General features: G+C 40.4%; 16 protein-coding genes. 9 read left to right on the forward strand and 7 right to left on the reverse strand.

Features of this window, described 5'->3' with window-relative positions; all coding sequences use genetic code 11:
- Position 1: 1 nt before the first annotated feature.
- Complete coding sequence (locus CWB78_RS13005) at positions 2-706, forward strand: HAD-IA family hydrolase (RefSeq protein WP_138595972.1); 705 nt, start codon at positions 2-4, stop codon at positions 704-706.
- A gap of 74 nt (positions 707-780) precedes the next feature.
- Complete coding sequence (locus tag CWB78_RS13010; RefSeq protein ID WP_010392629.1) at positions 781-1140, forward strand: HopJ type III effector protein; 360 nt, start codon at positions 781-783, stop codon at positions 1138-1140.
- A 14-nt stretch (positions 1141-1154) separates the two neighbouring features.
- Here CWB78_RS13010 and CWB78_RS13015 read toward each other — a convergent pair whose 3' ends face one another.
- Both CWB78_RS13015 and CWB78_RS13020 read right to left on the reverse strand, forming a co-directional pair.
- Positions 1155-1574, reverse strand: coding sequence for a GNAT family N-acetyltransferase (locus CWB78_RS13015; protein WP_138595974.1), 420 nt, complete (start codon positions 1572-1574; stop codon positions 1155-1157).
- A gap of 40 nt (positions 1575-1614) precedes the next feature.
- Complete coding sequence (locus CWB78_RS13020; RefSeq protein ID WP_008109023.1) at positions 1615-1920, reverse strand: DUF6482 family protein; 306 nt, start codon at positions 1918-1920, stop codon at positions 1615-1617.
- A gap of 91 nt (positions 1921-2011) precedes the next feature.
- Here CWB78_RS13020 and CWB78_RS13025 point away from each other — a divergent pair, with 91 nt between their 5' ends.
- From CWB78_RS13025 to CWB78_RS13035, 3 genes are all read left to right on the forward strand, one after another.
- Positions 2012-2701: a pseudouridine synthase gene (locus CWB78_RS13025; RefSeq protein WP_138595976.1), complete on the forward strand. Its 690-nt coding sequence runs from the start codon at positions 2012-2014 to the stop codon at positions 2699-2701.
- Positions 2702-2813: 112 nt separating this feature from the next.
- Positions 2814-3188 (forward strand): BlaI/MecI/CopY family transcriptional regulator, encoded by a 375-nt coding sequence (locus CWB78_RS13030; RefSeq protein WP_054202882.1) that lies wholly within the window; start codon positions 2814-2816, stop codon positions 3186-3188.
- A gap of 9 nt (positions 3189-3197) precedes the next feature.
- Positions 3198-4409 (forward strand): M56 family metallopeptidase, encoded by a 1212-nt coding sequence (locus CWB78_RS13035; protein WP_039038200.1) that lies wholly within the window; start codon positions 3198-3200, stop codon positions 4407-4409.
- A gap of 74 nt (positions 4410-4483) precedes the next feature.
- Here the strand turns inward: CWB78_RS13035 and CWB78_RS13040 are convergent, their stop codons facing one another.
- Positions 4484-4867: an MAPEG family protein gene (locus CWB78_RS13040; protein WP_138595978.1), complete on the reverse strand. Its 384-nt coding sequence runs from the start codon at positions 4865-4867 to the stop codon at positions 4484-4486.
- Between the two features lie 242 nt (positions 4868-5109).
- Between CWB78_RS13040 and CWB78_RS13045 the strand changes: the two genes are divergently transcribed.
- Entirely contained in the window at positions 5110-5991 is an 882-nt protein-coding gene (locus CWB78_RS13045) for a DMT family transporter (protein WP_138595980.1), read from the forward strand.
- A gap of 40 nt (positions 5992-6031) precedes the next feature.
- On the opposite strand, the gene CWB78_RS13050 is transcribed toward CWB78_RS13045, so the two are convergent.
- From CWB78_RS13050 to CWB78_RS13065, 4 genes are all read right to left on the reverse strand, one after another.
- On the reverse strand, positions 6032-6349 hold the full coding sequence (locus CWB78_RS13050; protein ID WP_010392612.1) for a DMT family transporter: 318 nt from the start codon (positions 6347-6349) through the stop codon (positions 6032-6034).
- Positions 6349-7881, reverse strand: coding sequence for a bifunctional GNAT family N-acetyltransferase/carbon-nitrogen hydrolase family protein (locus CWB78_RS13055; protein WP_010392609.1), 1533 nt, complete (start codon positions 7879-7881; stop codon positions 6349-6351). Before CWB78_RS13055 ends, CWB78_RS13050 begins: the two co-directional genes overlap by 1 nt.
- A gap of 88 nt (positions 7882-7969) precedes the next feature.
- Positions 7970-8818, reverse strand: coding sequence for an MBL fold metallo-hydrolase (locus CWB78_RS13060; RefSeq protein WP_138595982.1), 849 nt, complete (start codon positions 8816-8818; stop codon positions 7970-7972).
- 75 nt (positions 8819-8893) lie between these two features.
- Positions 8894-11182 carry a penicillin acylase family protein gene (locus tag CWB78_RS13065; protein ID WP_138595984.1) on the reverse strand — a complete coding sequence of 763 codons (2289 nt, stop codon included), beginning with the start codon at positions 11180-11182 and terminating at the stop codon, positions 8894-8896.
- Positions 11183-11338: 156 nt separating this feature from the next.
- Between CWB78_RS13065 and ycaO the strand changes: the two genes are divergently transcribed.
- The 3 genes from ycaO (at position 11339) to CWB78_RS13080 (ending at position 17229) form a co-directional block, all read left to right on the forward strand.
- Positions 11339-13099: a 30S ribosomal protein S12 methylthiotransferase accessory factor YcaO gene (gene ycaO / locus CWB78_RS13070; protein WP_054202887.1), complete on the forward strand. Its 1761-nt coding sequence runs from the start codon at positions 11339-11341 to the stop codon at positions 13097-13099.
- Positions 13100-13216: 117 nt separating this feature from the next.
- Entirely contained in the window at positions 13217-16555 is a 3339-nt protein-coding gene (locus CWB78_RS13075; protein ID WP_138595986.1) for an ATP-binding protein, read from the forward strand.
- 41 nt (positions 16556-16596) lie between these two features.
- On the forward strand, positions 16597-17229 hold the full coding sequence (locus CWB78_RS13080; RefSeq protein ID WP_055013085.1) for a YceH family protein: 633 nt from the start codon (positions 16597-16599) through the stop codon (positions 17227-17229).
- Positions 17230-17294: the final 65 nt, after the last annotated feature.

Below are 17294 nucleotides of genomic sequence, written 5' to 3' on the forward strand. Positions count from 1 at the left end.
TATGATCCGATTTAATCGCGCAATTTCTCCTTTTTCTGTGCTAAGTTTTGACTTAGACGACACCTTGTACGATAACCGCCCTATCATAACCGCAGCCGTTCAGGCGCAAATTGATTATTTAAATGCGCTACCAGGCTACAAAAAACAAGGACCACAGTTTTGGCAGCAATGCCGTGAACTCGCAGCACTACAGCAGCCAGAGCTGATTGATGACGTCACACAATGGCGTAAGCATACCTTGCGCTTAGTGTTGTCTGAATTAGGTTTTAAAGGTGATGAAATAGAGCATCATGCAAATAAGGCGTATCAAGCATTTGCAGATGAGCGAAGCAATATTACGGTGAGTGAAGACGTACTAATATTGCTTGATAAACTAAGTCAACACTACAAATTGATTGCCATTACTAACGGTAATGTCGAGGTTGAGCGATTTAATTTAAAAGGTAAGTTTGAACTGGTGTTACAAGCAGGCTTGCATGGTAAAGCCAAACCACACACAACATTATTTGATCAAGCCGCAACACATTTACGTATCAAAAACAGCGATATTTTGCACATAGGTGATAGCCTTGATAGCGATGTGCAAGGTGCTAACAACGCTGGCTGTCAGTCTGTATGGCTGAATAATCAAGCACAAACTTATGCCTACAAAGGGCTGGCTGATATTGAAATAACCAACATTCATGCGTTAACCCATTTAATATAACCTATGCTTGTTTTACTAATAATATAAGTTAGAGTTAGTTAATTAACGACATATTATAATAACAAGGACAGCGTATGACGCTCACAGATTATTTAACAACGCTCGCAGATGAGCCAAAAAGTATTAGCTTTGCTGATACTATGGCCGTTATTGATGAGCACTATACTTTTACAGCATGCAGCTTCAGTAACCATGGGTTATTAAGCTCTGCGAGTGAAAATAACGGTTCGTGCAAAATTTTTGCATTTGCTAAGCTCAACGGTCTTAGTAAACAAAATACCTTAGATTGTTTTGGTAAATTTTACCGTGAAGATGTACTAGACAACCCAAGCGCCGATGATCACATGAATATTCGTACGTTTATGTTAGCGCCCGAGGCAACACCGTTTTTAGGCATTAGCTTTGATGGCACGCCTTTAACCACAAAAGAGTAATATTCAAATCAGCATTATTTGGCCGCTACCAGCGGCTTTTCCATAAAGTAGCGCGTACCGTTGAGCGGATAATTATTTAATTGATATTTAACCTGATAACCACGCTTTTCATAGAAAGGCTTGGCTTGAAAGTCTAAGGTGTCAAGCTGAGCCTGAACGGCACCCATTTCAATTGCTGCATTTTCAAGTGATGTTAATAACGAATCAGCCAAGCCATTGCCTCGTGCCGATTCAGCACACCACAACCAACTTATTAGCAGCCAATTGCCAAATACATGACCACTTATACCGGCAACTAATTCATGCTGTTTATCGAGATATTTAAAGCCGAGAGCTTGGCGCTCTGCGTCGAAGTGTTGAGCATTAAACTCAAGCATATTAACACGCAGTGCTTGGTTTAATTGCTCAGTATTTTCTGCCTGCAATAGGTACATTGGCTATTCCAAATAGACCTATTTTAGCAAATACCTGATGTTAAAACAGGTTATTTTGTCCAAAGGGAACTTCAAGCATATTGCTAGAAATTTTTTCCGGTTGACCACACATTTCATCATAAGCGCTGGTATGCCTGAGCATCATTTGCGCGTAGGCAATGTCTTCAAAGCGTTTTTGAATATGTAATGGGCTGACTGCCTTTACAAATTCACCATCGCTTTCTTGTACATAGTATTCAACATTATTAATGACAACAGACACTTGATACAAGGCCATTTCCAGTGAATGAACCACCACTTTTTGTAATGGCTGATGCTTTTTTAGTTCTGAAAATTGAATACCCATATTAACCTACCTACTGTTAAATTAACTGTCCAAGTAATCAATACGCAGTTTTGCTATAATCGCGATCAGATTTTTTTAATTGCGCGCTATCATGGATACAAAAATTCGACTCGCAAAGTACATAGCGCATGCCGGTGTTTGCTCACGCAAGCAGGCCTCGCGTTTGATTGACGAAGGTGTGGTCATGGTTAATAATCGCCCCGCAAATCATATTGATCATGTGGACGAAAACGACAGTGTCATTGTTAATGGCCAAGCCATTAAAGGCCCTGCCGATTTAGTCTACTTTGCTTATCACAAACCAGTAGGAATTGATTGTAAACTCAATCAGCACGACCCAAGCAGCCTTATTCATCACTTGCCACAACTAACACGGGTATACCCTATTGGTCGCCTTGATAAAGACTCACGCGGATTGCTTATTTTAACCAATGATGGGGATTTTTGTAACCAGCTGATCCACCCTGACTTTCATCAGCCTAAACGCTATTTAGTAACCGTCAATAAACCTTTAGATGCTGATTTTTGCGAAAAAATGGCTGCAGGCGTCCCTGTCGATAAGCAAATGACTTTGCCGTGTGAGGTGACTAAAATCACTGACAATCAGTTTAGTATTATTTTAAAACAAGGACTAAATCGACAAATTCGTAAAATGGCGCATTACTGTGGTTACAAAGTGATTGATTTATACCGCGTACAAATAAGTGAATTACTGTTAGACCATTTAAATTTACCTGAAAACCAGTTTATAAAAATTAATAAAAGCGACATTTTAGGCTAACAAGCTCACGCTACCCCCCTCACTTTAATGCGATTAAAAAATATAAAATAAACTTGCAAAAATAGATTACAAGTGTAGTCTTAAATTAAAGATTACACTTGTAGGCAATAAAATGATCGAATTATCAAAAGCAGAATTTGAAGTACTCGATGCGCTATGGATTAGCTACCCCGCTAATGCCAGCCAAATTATTGAGCGCTTGAGTGATGATAAACAATGGCACGAAAAAACCATTAAAACCTTACTAGGTCGATTAGTTAAAAAAGGAGCGCTTAGCTTCGAAAAAGAAGGCCGCCAATATATTTACACCCCCTGTATAAATCGTGCTGATTACACCCAAAAAGAAAGCCAGAACTTTATTGAGCGTTTTTTTAGTGGCCGTATAGCTCCGTTGGTAAGTGGTTTTGCGAAATCAGAAAAACTCTCTCAACAAGATATAAACGAGCTTAAAAAAGTCATAGATGACTGGGAAAAAAACCAAAAGTAAGGGATTCTCATGGTTATTCAAACAAGCTTTAATTGGCTAATAGAGCAACAGCTATTATTGAGTCTGTTGTTTGCAGGATTTGTTTTACTTGAGCGCTTTGGCTTAAAAGCAATTGGTTCGCAGCTTATTTATAAATTAGTGTGGTTAATACCAGCCTCGCTGCTTGTCGCTAATTTACCCAATGCAATTAGGCCATTACAAAACAGTCCAATTAGTCATTATATCATTACTCCAAATCAACCATTAATAAGCACTATTAGTATTAACTGGGCGCTATTTTATGTAGTTATTACGGCACTGCTTTTATTCGCCACTTGGATTATTCACCGCCGATTTGTAAGCAACCTACAGCTTTGTGAAGTAACAAATTTACAAGCAGAAATAAGCTCAGGGGTAAAAACCTTTACTAGTCATCAAGTGGCAACACCTATGGTAATTGGGGTACTAAATAGCAAGCTAGTTTTACCACACAACTACAATACTCTGTTTGATAAAGCCACATTGGCGCTTATTTTAGAGCACGAAAATGTGCATATAAAACGCAAAGATAACCTAACAAATGCGCTGCTATTACTGGCTACAATTTTAATGTGGTTTAACCCTTTAGCTTGGATGGCATACGCAAGCTGTAGACGTTTGCAGGAGCTAACTTGTGATGAACGGGTACTAAGTAATAAAACCACACAGCAACAAATTTTATACAGCAAAGCCTTAGTAAACTGCGCTGCCAATGCGCCAGCGGGTCTGATGGCTTATTCACACTACGGAGATAAAAAAACTATGTTACAACGACTTACTAATATCAAACATAACGGCGCACATTCGCGCCTAGCAAAAGGAAGCGCGTTACTTATAGCAGCAAGCTTGCTCAGTGGCTTAGCAGTAGCAAAGCAACCTGAAGCATCAGCTAAAAAAGAAACATCTATCGCTCCCGTAATGCGAATCGAACCGCTTTACCCAAAACAAGCGGCGGAACAAGGCATTAGCGGTTCAGTGGTATTAAAATACGACATAACCCCAGCAGGCAAAACAGCTAACATTACTGTTGTAAAAGCTGAACCAGAAGCAGTCTTTAACAAAGAAGCAAAAAGAGCACTGATGCAATGGCAATATACACCTTCATCAATGGGACAACAAAACGTACTAATACAACTTGATTTTGCACTCAACAGTACAGTTACAAAAAGTGATTTAATAGAGCGAGTTAACATATCGCATTAATGGGAATAAGTGTTTAAGACTATAAAGCAAGCACCCTTTTAGGCTGCTTGCTTTGTGGTTTTTGCTTATTCTCGTTATAAACTGACGGCGATCATGCCAATAGCGGTTCCCATGCCTACCAGCCAAGTGATCGAGCGAATAATATCGAGGTTTAAATAATAAAAAGTACAAAATAAAATACGCGCTACAATATGCGTCATCGCTAAAGTTTCGGTTACGCCATTAACATTGTTTGTGCCTAATACAGCAGCCAAAGCAACGGCAAAAACCGCTAACGATTCAAAACAGTTTTGATGAGCAGCCAGCGCCCGTGCTCCGAGTCCTGTAAGTTGTGTTTGTTGTTGCCGCGGATGTTTATTATCGTAACCACCGAGCTTATTCATTTCTATAATAGCTGGGATTCTTGCAACATAAGGCATAGTCACTGCCATTAAGGCGCAAACTAATAAAGTTGTCATTATCATTCTCAAGTTATTTTTTATAACTCAAAATAACACAGCAAATAGAAAAAAGCCGCCAAATATAAATAACCTGAGTTCTGGCGGCTAGTAGTAACATCCCAGACACTATAGCCGATTTAAGCAGTGCGTCACTGTGGCAAATTGTCGCAGGTGATGAATATTCATTATGCCTTTTTGATGGTCGCTTTCATGTCACAGTACTGCTAAATTACTCCTCCGCTTATTGTATGTTGTTTAAGATGATTTGGATTTTACTGACTATTTTTGCTGCATTTATGCAGTCATGGCGCAATGCTCTGCAAAGTAAATTAAGCACTCATGTGAGCATTGCTGGCGTTACATTAGCCCGCTTTATTATGGCAAGCCCTATTGCTGGGCTGTATTTATATGCGCTTTATTATTACCAAGATGCTCCCTTTCCTTCATTCAACCCTTTATTTATTAGCTACATTATTGGTGCCAGCATAGTGCAAATTATTGCCACGGGACTCATGGTTAAATTATTTAAAATGAATAATTTTGCTGTAGGCGCCGGCCTAGCTAAAAGTGAAGCGCTTATGGCGGCAATACTCGGGTTGCTGTTTTTTGGCTCAACGCTTTCATTACTTGGTTGGTTTGGCGTGTTTATTGGTGCAATTGCGGTATTGCTATTAAGTGGTATCGCCAATGTGAAACACTTTAGCTTAAAAACAGCATTAACAGGACTTGCCTGCGGTACTTCGTTTGCGTTGTCATCGTCATGGATCAGAGAAGCCAGTTTAAGCTCAGGTATAGCTTTTCCGTATGCGCCTGCATGGGTTTTATTGCTTGTTATTAGTTTACAAACACTGATGCTGTGTATTTATATTGCCTTAAAGGAACGCGATACATTTAAAACTATGTTTCAGCATAAGGGCATGACTTGTACGGTGAGTATATTTAGTTGCTTGGGATCAATAGGTTGGTTTAGCGCAATGAGCTTGCAACATGTTGCCTATGTAAAAACGCTCGGCCAGATAGAAGTATTTTTTACGATATTGATTGCTGTTTTATGGTTAAAACAACCGCTAAAACGCCAAGATAGCGCAGGGCTATTATTGATTGCAGTGGCTGCGATATTGGTTATGCTGCCGAGCAGCTAAAAAAGCGCAGGTATCAACCTGCGCTTGTTTAATCTAACAATTAATGACTAATTTTTAGGGTGATCACACCACAAATAATCATTAACACACCAGCAATACGACCAAACGTGGCGGCATCACCGTAAAATAATATACCCACTAAAAACGTACCAGCAGCACCAATACCCGTCCATACTGCGTACGACGTGCCCATAGATATTTGCTTTTGCGCCAACCACAACATAAAGCCGCTCGCGACCATAAACGCAATGGCAATCGCGATGCCCTGCCAACGAGTTTCAGGGGTTTGAGAAATTTTTAACCCTATAGGCCAGCCAATCTCAAGTAACCCAGCAATAATTAAATACATCCACGCCATTAAATATCTCTCTTTTTCAATATCACTTCATACAAATCGTGACGGCGGTCTTTTAAGTTACGCACTGTCCCTTCACTGTGAAGAATTTTTAACTTATCCATATCTAAGTCGCTAAATAATAACATTTCTGTATTGGTGGTGGCTTCATTTAGTGTGGCATCGTGCGGAAATGAAAAGTCCGATGGGGTTAGTACCGCCGACTGTGAAAACTGCACATCTAAGCTTTCTACTTCAGGTAAGTTACCCACAGAGCCTGCAATAACCACATAACATTCGTTTTCAATGGCACGTGCTTGGGCACAATGGCGTACACGCAAGTAACTATTTTTAGTGTCAGTCCAAAATGGCACAAATAAAATATCCAAACCTTGGGTGGCCAAAATACGTGACAACTCAGGAAATTCGACATCATAACAAATTTGAATACCTACACGGCCTGCATCTGTATCGAATACAGCAATTTTATCACCGCCTTGGATCACCCAGTCATTTTGTTCATGCGGGGTAATATGAATTTTACGTTGCTCGTCTATTTTACCGCTGCGATGACATAAATAACTAACGTTATATATTTTATCGTCTTCGGCAAGCGGCATTGAGCCGGTAATAATGTTGGCGTTGTATTCTATCGCCATACGCGACATGGCGTTTTTAAAGGTCTCAGTGTATTCGGCTAAATACCGAATTGCCTCGGTTTGGTTACTTTGTTCAGTTAATCCCATCAGTGGCGCATTAAAAAACTCAGGGAATAAAATAAAATCGCTTTTGTAATCAGATACCGTATCAACAAAGTATTCAACTTGCTTAAGCATTTCTTCAACCGATTCAACACAGCGCATTTGCCATTGCACAGCTCCTACGCGCACGATTGATTTAGTTGACTCAATAACGGTGTCGGTTGGCTCATACATAATGTTATTCCACTCAAGTAATGTGGCATAACCGACCGACTCCTGATCTTCAGGTAAGTATTTTTTTAATAATCGTTTAACCTGAAAGTCATTGGCTAATTGAAAACTGAGTATGGGGTCATACAGCTCTTTTTGATCGACCTTAGCAATGTATTCCATCGGGGTCATTTCACTGCTGTGATTGTAATAACGCGGAATACGCCCACCCGCCAAAATAGCGCGTAAATTATACTGACGACACAATTCTTTTCGCGCATCATATAAACGACGCCCTAAACGCATGCCACGGTATTGCTCACTAATGGCAACATCTAAACCGTATAAAGCATCCCCTGTGGTGTCGCTAAATACACGGTCGTGGCCATCGGCAATATCTTCATAGGTATGCGGGTTTGAAAAGCGCGCATAATCTACCTGTACACTCAGCGCTAAACCCACCAGCACGCCGTCATCCACAATACCGATTTGCCCTTCAGGGAACTGATCTATGAGTCTAAAAATAGTATGGCTTGGCCATGCTCCGCCTAGGTCGGGGTAAGCTTCGTCCATCAAGGTTTTAATTTGTGGGTATTGTTCTCGGGTTAAGTTACAAATTTCAAGATGGGTTTTTTCTGCCGACATACGCAACTCCTTGGGGCATGTAAGAATCAAAAAAGCTGAACACATGCTCAGCTTTATTAGGTTTATGCGTTTTTATTCGCGCTTTGCGCTACTTTAAACTGCGATAAAAAAGTGTGGTTACCCGCTCTTTAGGTAACCAATTAGCATATTCAAGGCCAAGTTCTGACAATGGATCTGCTTTAAGTACCTGCTCTAAACTGGCGTCATTTTGCATTGCTTTTAGCATAACATCTTTCGCTTTTTGCACCAGCTTACGATACGTGATCAGTCCTGAACGGTCACTTAGCGGGCCATGACCAGGAATAACTTGGGTTTTATCATCAATCTGATTAATCACATCATCAACCGCCGCTAAAACACCATCAACGCTACCCCCGCTGTCTACATCAACAAACGGCAGGCTGCCAAAGTTAAAGTAAATATCGCCCATGTGCACAATATTATCATTATTGAAAAAAATCACCGCATCGCCATCGGTATGGGCATGTTGATAATGCACAACATGCGCTTGCTCATTATTAAAGTGCAGTGTTAAATCATCACCAAAACTAATTCGTGGTAGGTAATCCGACCCTTCGCCATGTTTTTCTTTTAAGCGTTTATGTACATTATTGTGGGCAATAACATGGGCTCCGGCTTTAGCAAAGTTTTCGTTACCACCGGTGTGATCGCCATGATGATGAGTGTTAATTACAAACTCTGCACTGCCTGGCTTTAAGTCGCTAATGGTTTTTTTAATATCGTCTGAGAGTTTGGCAAACTGATCATCAATGATATATATGCCATCATCCCCTACGCTGGCTGCAATGTTGCCACCTTGTCCGTATAGGACGTATACATGCTCGCTCAGTTGCTTAGCTGTAACTGGGTTGTCATCCGCCGCCGCGTAGTTGCTTAGTAGTAAAGTCGTTATTAATGCCGGTAGTAATTTTTTCATTGTTGTAACCCTATAATTAATAATCATGGTTATAAAACGTGATAGCAACTTATTTAGCTCACTCTGCATCCAAAGCTAGTCGTTGATAGGCACTATTTCAATTTGATGCATGAATGTTTGCGGTAACAATGGGGTGTGCTTTCCTTCTACATATTCATCAAAACCGGCTCGATAAAACTCAGAAAGTGGGTGCCCTGATTGCCCTCCAGGCACTGTTAAAATGGCACTTTCTAAATATCCAGGCTGGGCAATAAATCGCTGCGATGCGCCAAAACTGGTTTTTTGTACGGCAGGCATATAGCTATCACCAAAGCCTGGAGCGGTAGGCATATTTAGTAGCTTACTCAATAGAGGTATTTGTTTAGCAAATGGGTGTTCAATCGCTAATTCGTTTACTTTACCCCATTGCCAGTTTTGAATGTTATTACCAAACTTTGCTGTTAACTGCGCGAGAGTTTGCTCAAAAGCTGCCTGTAATTGCTGCCCCCAATTCGTAAATTGCGGGTTAACCCAACTTGCTGGCTGCGCTTTTATTAATTGCCAAACAGCGGGCTCTAAATCGCGTTTTACATAACTTAATGTACCATCCTGCTGATTGAGACTGGCTTCAATACTACTAAATAAAATATTTATTAGTTCATCACGATACGTCTTAACTAAAGTATAACCAACGGAGGTTGAGCAGGCGCATTGCTGCCAGTTATCCAGTGCATTGATATAATCTGCATTGTGTTCTGGCTGCTGTTTTAACTGCTCAAGTAATAAGCTATGCCAAGGAGTTAAAAAACGCGCTTGATTGTCTAACTGTAATTGGTAAAAGTCGCCTTCGTTAAACTGCTGTTTTTCAAACAACCGATCGCGTATTTGCGTCGCACGAGCACCTAGGGCATAGCCGCCATTACCAAAACGTGCATTATCCTCAGCAGAGACCACTCGCGAATTCCCTGTCCATAGGCGCCCACTCTCAGGGTTTTTAACAAACGGGCGAATAACTTCATTTTGCTGCCAAGTTGCTGAATATTCACTTTCATTAATGGCTAACTCACTGGGTACTGTTCGTGCAGGAATACCGCCCATGTGTTTCCAAGCTGCACTGCCTTGACTATCTACCACCATTAAGTTTTGTACCGGAATACCCACGTTACTTGCAATATTAAGGGCATCATCCACTGTTTCAGCCTGCTCAAGCTGTAACAATTGCATATCAACGGCATACGGCTGATGCGCAGCCCAACTTAAGGCATAAGGCTGATTGTTAATGTATTTAACAGGGCCATACTCACTTAGCGTTAAGGGATAGATTTCATCGTTGCCATTATCCAAGGTAATCACTTCATTTACTTGCCATGTTTTACTGCTATCCGTTAGTGCAACCCAGTCGGCTGTATCTATATAGCCATTAGTAAATCCCCATGCAATTTTATTATTACTGCCAACCACAATGGCAGGTGCTCCTGGTAACGAAACACCGGTTACCTGATAAGCTTGATTGTTATGAGTGTAATTAAGCTGCGCTCGATACCAAATAACCGGCACCGCCATTGATAAGTGCATATCATCTGAAAGCATCGCAGCTTGAGTATTAGTTAAATCTGCGGTCACTGCCCAGTTATTACTGCCTACTTCTAAATTAGCAGTAATGCTTTTAATCGCCGCTAATGGCTGCGTTGGTAACTGAGGTATAGTTTGAGAATAAGGTGTTAAAACACTGCCACCTAATGCTGCTTGGTATTGGCTTGGTTGGGTTAAAAATTCAACCATTTTTGCACCGTATTGCTGCTGTATTTGAATTAAAGCTTGGTCGCGCTCAAAGGTAGCGGTTTGTAAATCTAAATACATGCTAAAAATAACTAACAGACTATCTTCGCTTTGCCATGGTTGTTGCTCAGCTCCTGTAAGTAGGTATTCAAAACTTGGGTACCCTACTTGCGCAAGCCCTTCGTTTACCCCTTGTGCATAGCTTTTTAGTAGTTGCTTATCGGCTTCAGGGAGAGTTTTTAAAATCGCTTGGCTGCGTTTACGTAATTGATGAAAGCGCATTTTTTTATCAAGAGCGAGCGCGGCTTTACCAAATAGCTCACTGAGCTCACCTGCGGCATTACGTCTAAGTAAGTCCATTTGAAAAAAGCGATCTTGCCCGTGAGCATAACCTAAGCCATAGGCAGCATCGTGGCGAGTTGCTGCAGTAATAACAGCTTGGCCAAGCGTATCTCGAGCAACTTTAACAGGCTGCGTTACCGCATCGCTTCGGCCTTTACCATCAAGGGTAGGTAAACTTAAGGTCAAAACGCCGTAAACAATGGCAGTACCAGCGAGCGCTAAAACCACAACAACCAATAGCAACCGCTTGATTACTTTAAACATAAATATACCCTTCAACTATTTCAATAAACTATTATTAGCATATATTCATAATCGTTCTATTAAAAACGCTACGAAAAGCGGGTAAAGGGTGAAATAAACATCAAAATCCACGATAATACACAGTTCATGTATTGTGCAGACCTAGTTGAGATCAAAATGACTGAAAAAACATTTATTAAAGGTAAAGACCGCGATTTAGAATCGTCTATCTCTACCATGCAAAACAAGCTAAAAGCGCTAAATATTAATATTGAAGAAGCGCTATGGCTTAACCCTGTAGCAAACTGTTATTCAGTTCATATAAAAGATAGCGACTGTGGTGTGATGTTTACTAACGGTAAAGGTGCTACTGATAAAGCCTCTATCGCTTCTGCGCTAGGTGAATATTTTGAGCGTTTAAGCTGTAACTACTTTTTTGCTGATTTTTACTTAGGTGAAGAATTTGCCAATGGTGACTTTACTCATTACCCGAACGAAAAGTGGTTTAAAGTAGCAGAAGATGAAGTACCACAAGGGATTATGGATGAAAGCTTATGGGATTACTTCGATCCTGAGCGTGAATTAACTGCCTCACACCTTTATGACTTTAATTCTGGTAATTTTGAGCGTGGTATTTGTACTGTGCCTTATACCCGCCAGCGCGACGGCCAAGATATTTATATTCCGGTGAACGTGATTGGTAATATTTTTGTATCCAACGGTATGAGTGCTGGTAATACTAAATTTGAAGCCCGTGTACAGGGGTTATCTGAGGTATTTGAACGCGCCATTAAAAATCGCATTATTGCTGAAGGTATTAGCTTACCGATCGTGCCTGAAGATGTGGTAAAACAATACCCTAAAATTCATGAAGCCTGTGAAGAATTGCGTAGCCATGGCTTCCATTTACGTATTGCAGATGCCTCACTTGGCGGTAAATACCCTGTAATGAGTGTTACACTAATCAACCCAGTGGATGGCTCTGTGTTTGCCTCTTTTGGTGCTCATCCTTCATTTGAAGTGGCGCTAGAGCGAACCGTTACCGAATTACTGCAAGGTCGTCGTCTAGATCAACTAGACGTATTCCAACCTGCCACTTTTGACAACGACGAAGTAGCCACACCTGAAAACATTGAACTGCACTTTATTGATTCAAGCGGTTTAATTTCTCATGACTTTTTCCGTTCTGAAGCAGACTTTGAATTTGTACATTGGGACTTTAGTGGTTCAACTGAGCAAGAATATAACTTCTGTACTGATTTAATTCACAGCATGGGCCATGATATCTACATCATGGATTACACCCACTTAAATGTGTATGCATGTCGTATTTTAGTGCCTGGTATGTCTGATATTTATCCGGTAGATGAGCTTATTTGGCGTAATAACAACGAAGGGGCTAAATTCCGCGAAACTTTCTTATCACTTGATCAGTATGATACTGAGCAACTGATGGAAATTTACGATAACCTCGAAGAAGCTGGTCACAGCGATATTATTCGCGCTGCTGAATTCATTGGCTTAGCAACCGATGCCGATACGCCTTGGCATACTCTACGTATTGGTGAACTGAAAGCACACTTATGCTTAGCCGCAGGCAGCGAAGAAGCGATTGATTGGGTTGACTGGATTTTACATACCGGCCAAGTTAATGAAGACGCGATGCGTCATTTCCGTTGTTTAAAAGCTATTTTAGAAATTAAATACGATGACGAACGTGAATATGCAAGTTACCAAGACGCCTTAGGGCTTATGTTTGGCGCTAATAATGTCACCCTTGCAATTGAGATTGCAGAAGGTCGGACACGCTTTAACGGCTTAACTTTCCCAGGTTTATCGCTTGAAGGCTTTAAAAAGCACGCCGCATTACTGGATGGCTACCGCAAGTTACATGTTGCGAAACAGAAGCATTGGGCACGCGAAGTTAGTGACTCATAATATCTAAACGTGTATATAGTTAAAAAGAAAATGGCGCATATTTAACTGCGCCATTTTTGTTTCTAGTGTTAGTTAGCTATAGTTAAGCTTTCTATATTAACAATTTAATTACACCCTATGTGGCAACAACGCAAAAGTAAACGCACATCCATTTATAATTTTAAGCTTACCTTTTTATTTGCAATCAGTTTACTTGTAATAACTAGCTTAGTGCTTGAGCGGCTTAATTATAATCGGGCAAAAGATGCTTACCGTTTACAAGTCCTTTCTCAAGTCAGTGCCTACAGAGCCCAGCTTGAAGCTACTTTGGTATCAAATATTCAGTTAATACGTGGCTTGGCTGTAGCCGTTGCTGCTGAGCCAAATTTAAGCCAAACACGTTTTGGGCAAATTGCCGCCCCACTGTTTAACACCTCTAACGAACTACGCAATATTGGTGCTGCACCTAATATGGTCATCACAATGACCTACCCGCTTAAAGGGAATGAAAAAGCCATTGGACTCAATTTTTTAGAAAATAAAGCGCAACGCGATGATGCTATTAAAGCACGCGATACTAATACCATTGTAATGGCTGGACCGCTCACGTTAGTTCAAGGCAATGAAGCTTTGATTGCACGAGTGCCGGTTTATTTACCTGAAGACCAATCTTTTTGGGGGCTGCTTTCTGTGGTGCTCGATCTAGAAAAAGTCTATAACAACGCAGGGATTTTCGAATTACAAAAAAAATACACCGTTGCCATTCAAGGACGTAACGGGTTAGGTAAGCAAGGTGAGTTTTTCTTTGGTGACCCAGAAATTACAAGCCAAAATCCGCTTGAGTTTAATCTAAATTTCCAAGGCGGTGCTTGGCAGCTCTATGTAGTGCCAAAAACAGGTTGGCAGCCAGCATCGTCGTCTGTCTGGCCATTACGTATTGTTATTAGTGTTATTTTAAGTTTGCTTATTTTTGCGTTTTTATTGTTTTTAAAAATGCTCAATAGAGAACACGAAAACGAAAAAATGCTCGAGGTAATGAGTAACCTAGCTCAAGTAGGTGCATGGTCATTTGATTTAGAAAAAAAACAGGTATTTTGGTCAGACATGACCAAAAAGATATTTGAATACCCTTTAGATGAGCAACCTAAATGGTCATCCGATTTATATTACTTTAAAGAGGGAAAAAGCAGAGATAAGGCGGCTGAACTGATCACTAAAGCGGTTAAATACGGTGAAAGTTACGAGGCTGAACTTGAAGTTATTAATGCCAAAGGCGAAGTAATTTGGGCACTCATACATGGTGAAGCAGAGCATAAAAATGGACGCTGCATCAGAATATTCGGCTCATTACAAAATATTGATGCCCGTAAAAAGGTAGCAATAGAAGATCAAAAAATAGCCCGCTTTAACGAAACTTTAGCGTCGCTAACAATTAGCGACCACATATTAAATGGTAAATTAAGCGAATCTAAAGAGCTAATTACTCGTGCGGTGTGTCGTGCACTTAAAGTGAATACAGTAAGCATTCGCTTGTTTGATAAGCATAAAACTCAGCTGAGTCCTATTGCAAGCTATAGCCAAAATAACAGTGATAATAATACCCCTTGGCGCCAGCAAGACATTCCTGATTTTTTTACCACCCTAGAAAAAAAAGCTGTTTTTAGCGCCCAGAATGCTCAACAACAAGCTTGCCTCGCACCCTTAGCAAAAAGCTACCTCGAGCCATCATCTATAAAAGCAATGCTCTGTGTTATGATCCCCGCAGGCAGCGGCTCAATTGGTGTTGTATGCGCAGAACAAGCAAGCGTTAGAGCATGGACGCAAAACGAAGAAGGTTTTTTAATTGCAATCGGCGCACTAATAGGAAGCCTTTACTCTAGTGAACAGCGCATAGAAACGGAAGCAGAACTAGTAATGGCAAAAGAAGCCGCTGAACAAGCGGTGATCGCTAAAAGTGAGTTTTTAGCCAGCATGAGTCATGAAATTCGCACTCCGATGAATGGGGTGTTAGGTATGCTTAATATTATTCAGGCGACCTCACTTGATCAGCAACAACGTCATCATATTAAACTTGCCCAGTCGTCAGCAGAATCTTTATTGGGAATTATTAATGATATTTTAGACTTTTCTAAAATAGAAGCTGGTAAGTTAGACATAGAAAACATTCAATTTAATTTACCACAGTTACTGGGAGAAATTGTTGAGTCGTTTGCGCTCAAGTCCGAAAGCAACAACACCCAATTAATTTTAGATACTACGCATGTAAGCACCAGTGAGATTGTGTCCGACCCAAATAGGTTGCGACAAATTTTAAATAACTTGATTGCCAATGCCGTAAAGTTCACCCAAAACGGACAAGTACTGGTAACCGCTACCATAGAAAAAACTATCGACAATACGACTTTAGAATGTGCGATTATTGATACCGGCATTGGTATTAGTTTAGAGAAGCAAAAACAATTATTTGACTCTTTTACTCAAGCTGATGCATCAACAACCCGCCAATATGGTGGCACCGGTTTAGGCTTGGCAATAGTTAAGCAGCTGTGCGAACTCATGGGAGGCGAAGTAAGTGTATATAGCCTACCCAATGAAGGCAGCACCTTTACTTTTTCAGTCAGCATTACCTCAGTGATAGACCAAGCATTTGATTTAGATTGCCAACATATACAAGCAAAGCGAATACTCATTGTTGATAATAGCGAGATGAATGCCACCATCATCGAAAAGCAATTAACGTTATGGGGCGCAGATGTCAGTGCTGTGTGTGATTACAAAGAGGTTGAAACTTATATAACTAATAATCAACAAACACCGCCGGATGTGGCAATTATTGACACAAGCTTTTTGGAGCCTATAGCACACCCCTTGGCTGAAAAGTTGAAACATTTTTTAGTGAACAGTCATATTCTGATTATGGCTCCAATGAGCTATTCAAAAAGCAATTTATTTTATGGAAACAATGAAGCAGCCTTAATTTTTAAACCACTCACCGCTATTGGTTTGTATGACACGCTGGTAAAAGTAACATTGGCAGCACAGCCCAAAGAGTTAGCGCTCCCTCCAGCGATTAATACACCTAAAAAAGCGAAAGGCCATGTGTTGTTAGTAGAGGATAACAAAGTAAATCAAGTAGTTGCCTGTGCATTATTAAAACAAGCCGAGCTCACTTTTGATATTGCAGAGGATGGCGAGGATGCACTAACGAAATTAAACCAAGCAAACGCAAACACTTATCAACTTATTCTAATGGATTGCCAAATGCCTATTATGGATGGATACCAAGCTACCATGGCTATTAGAGAGGGCCTCACGGGTCTAGAGAATCAAACCATCCCCATTATTGCGCTAACGGCTAATGCAATGCGCGGAGATAAAGACAAATGTTTAAATGCCGGTATGAACGACTATTTAAGTAAACCTCTCGATGGCCCTGCTATGCATGCTAAATTGCAACAATGGCTTAGCGCTAAATAACAGTGTAAGCTTAAAATAGAATCGATGAAGTAAGGGATATTATGCAGTTATCAGTTGAACAACAAAGAGTTATTGGCTGTTTATTGGAAAAGCAAACAACAACGCCTGAACATTACCCACTATCATTAAATGCCTTAACGAATGCCTGTAATCAAAAATCAAATCGCGCTCCTGTGCTCGAATTAAGCCAACAGCAAGTTCAGGCTACCATTGCAGAATTAATCGACTTACGCTTGGTAACAGAAGATGAAGGTCTCAGTGGACGTGTATCTAAATACGACCATCGCTTTTGTAATACACAATTTAGCCACTTACAATTTAACGCACAACAACGCGCCATTATATGTTTATTATTATTGCGGGGAGCTCAAACACCCGGTGAATTAAAAACCCGTTGCGCTCGATTAGCTGACTTTACCAGTATTGACGACGTTGAAATATCGCTTGAACAATTGATTGAAAACAGCCATGTAAAAAAACTACCTCGCGAATCTGGTAAGCGTGATAGCCGTTATATCCACTTATTTACAGCACCTTCTGCAGAAAACGATGAGCCAATAGCAACACAGACCATTACTGACGAGTTAAAAAATCAAGAGCTCAATGATCTACTTGCTGAAATTAACGAACTTAAAGCTCAACTTAAACAAATAAAAGAGTATATAGGGCTTTAATTGTGTAATTTGAAATCACATAATAGCTATTCTTTTTTGAGCATTAAAACTTTTTAACTTTAAGG

Origin of the sequence: Pseudoalteromonas sp. S1612 (genome assembly GCF_005887175.1) — a bacterium.
Classification (GTDB): domain Bacteria; phylum Pseudomonadota; class Gammaproteobacteria; order Enterobacterales; family Alteromonadaceae; genus Pseudoalteromonas; species Pseudoalteromonas undina.

Bases quoted from the DNA above. Each gene is read 5' to 3' on its own strand.
- CWB78_RS13005 (WP_138595972.1), top strand. From the start codon at position 2: ATGATCCGATTTAATCGCGCAATTTCTCCTTTTTCTGTGCTAAGTTTT.
- CWB78_RS13010 (WP_010392629.1), top strand. From the start codon at position 781: ATGACGCTCACAGATTATTTAACAACGCTCGCAGATGAGCCAAAAAGT.
- CWB78_RS13015 (WP_138595974.1), bottom strand. From the start codon at position 1,574: ATGTACCTATTGCAGGCAGAAAATACTGAGCAATTAAACCAAGCACTG.
- CWB78_RS13020 (WP_008109023.1), bottom strand. From the start codon at position 1,920: ATGGGTATTCAATTTTCAGAACTAAAAAAGCATCAGCCATTACAAAAA.
- CWB78_RS13025 (WP_138595976.1), top strand. From the start codon at position 2,012: ATGGATACAAAAATTCGACTCGCAAAGTACATAGCGCATGCCGGTGTT.
- CWB78_RS13030 (WP_054202882.1), top strand. From the start codon at position 2,814: ATGATCGAATTATCAAAAGCAGAATTTGAAGTACTCGATGCGCTATGG.
- CWB78_RS13035 (WP_039038200.1), top strand. From the start codon at position 3,198: ATGGTTATTCAAACAAGCTTTAATTGGCTAATAGAGCAACAGCTATTA.
- CWB78_RS13040 (WP_138595978.1), bottom strand. From the start codon at position 4,867: ATGACAACTTTATTAGTTTGCGCCTTAATGGCAGTGACTATGCCTTAT.
- CWB78_RS13045 (WP_138595980.1), top strand. From the start codon at position 5,110: ATGATTTGGATTTTACTGACTATTTTTGCTGCATTTATGCAGTCATGG.
- CWB78_RS13050 (WP_010392612.1), bottom strand. From the start codon at position 6,349: ATGGCGTGGATGTATTTAATTATTGCTGGGTTACTTGAGATTGGCTGG.
- CWB78_RS13055 (WP_010392609.1), bottom strand. From the start codon at position 7,881: ATGTCGGCAGAAAAAACCCATCTTGAAATTTGTAACTTAACCCGAGAA.
- CWB78_RS13060 (WP_138595982.1), bottom strand. From the start codon at position 8,818: ATGAAAAAATTACTACCGGCATTAATAACGACTTTACTACTAAGCAAC.
- CWB78_RS13065 (WP_138595984.1), bottom strand. From the start codon at position 11,182: ATGTTTAAAGTAATCAAGCGGTTGCTATTGGTTGTTGTGGTTTTAGCG.
- ycaO (WP_054202887.1), top strand. From the start codon at position 11,339: ATGACTGAAAAAACATTTATTAAAGGTAAAGACCGCGATTTAGAATCG.
- CWB78_RS13075 (WP_138595986.1), top strand. From the start codon at position 13,217: ATGTGGCAACAACGCAAAAGTAAACGCACATCCATTTATAATTTTAAG.
- CWB78_RS13080 (WP_055013085.1), top strand. From the start codon at position 16,597: ATGCAGTTATCAGTTGAACAACAAAGAGTTATTGGCTGTTTATTGGAA.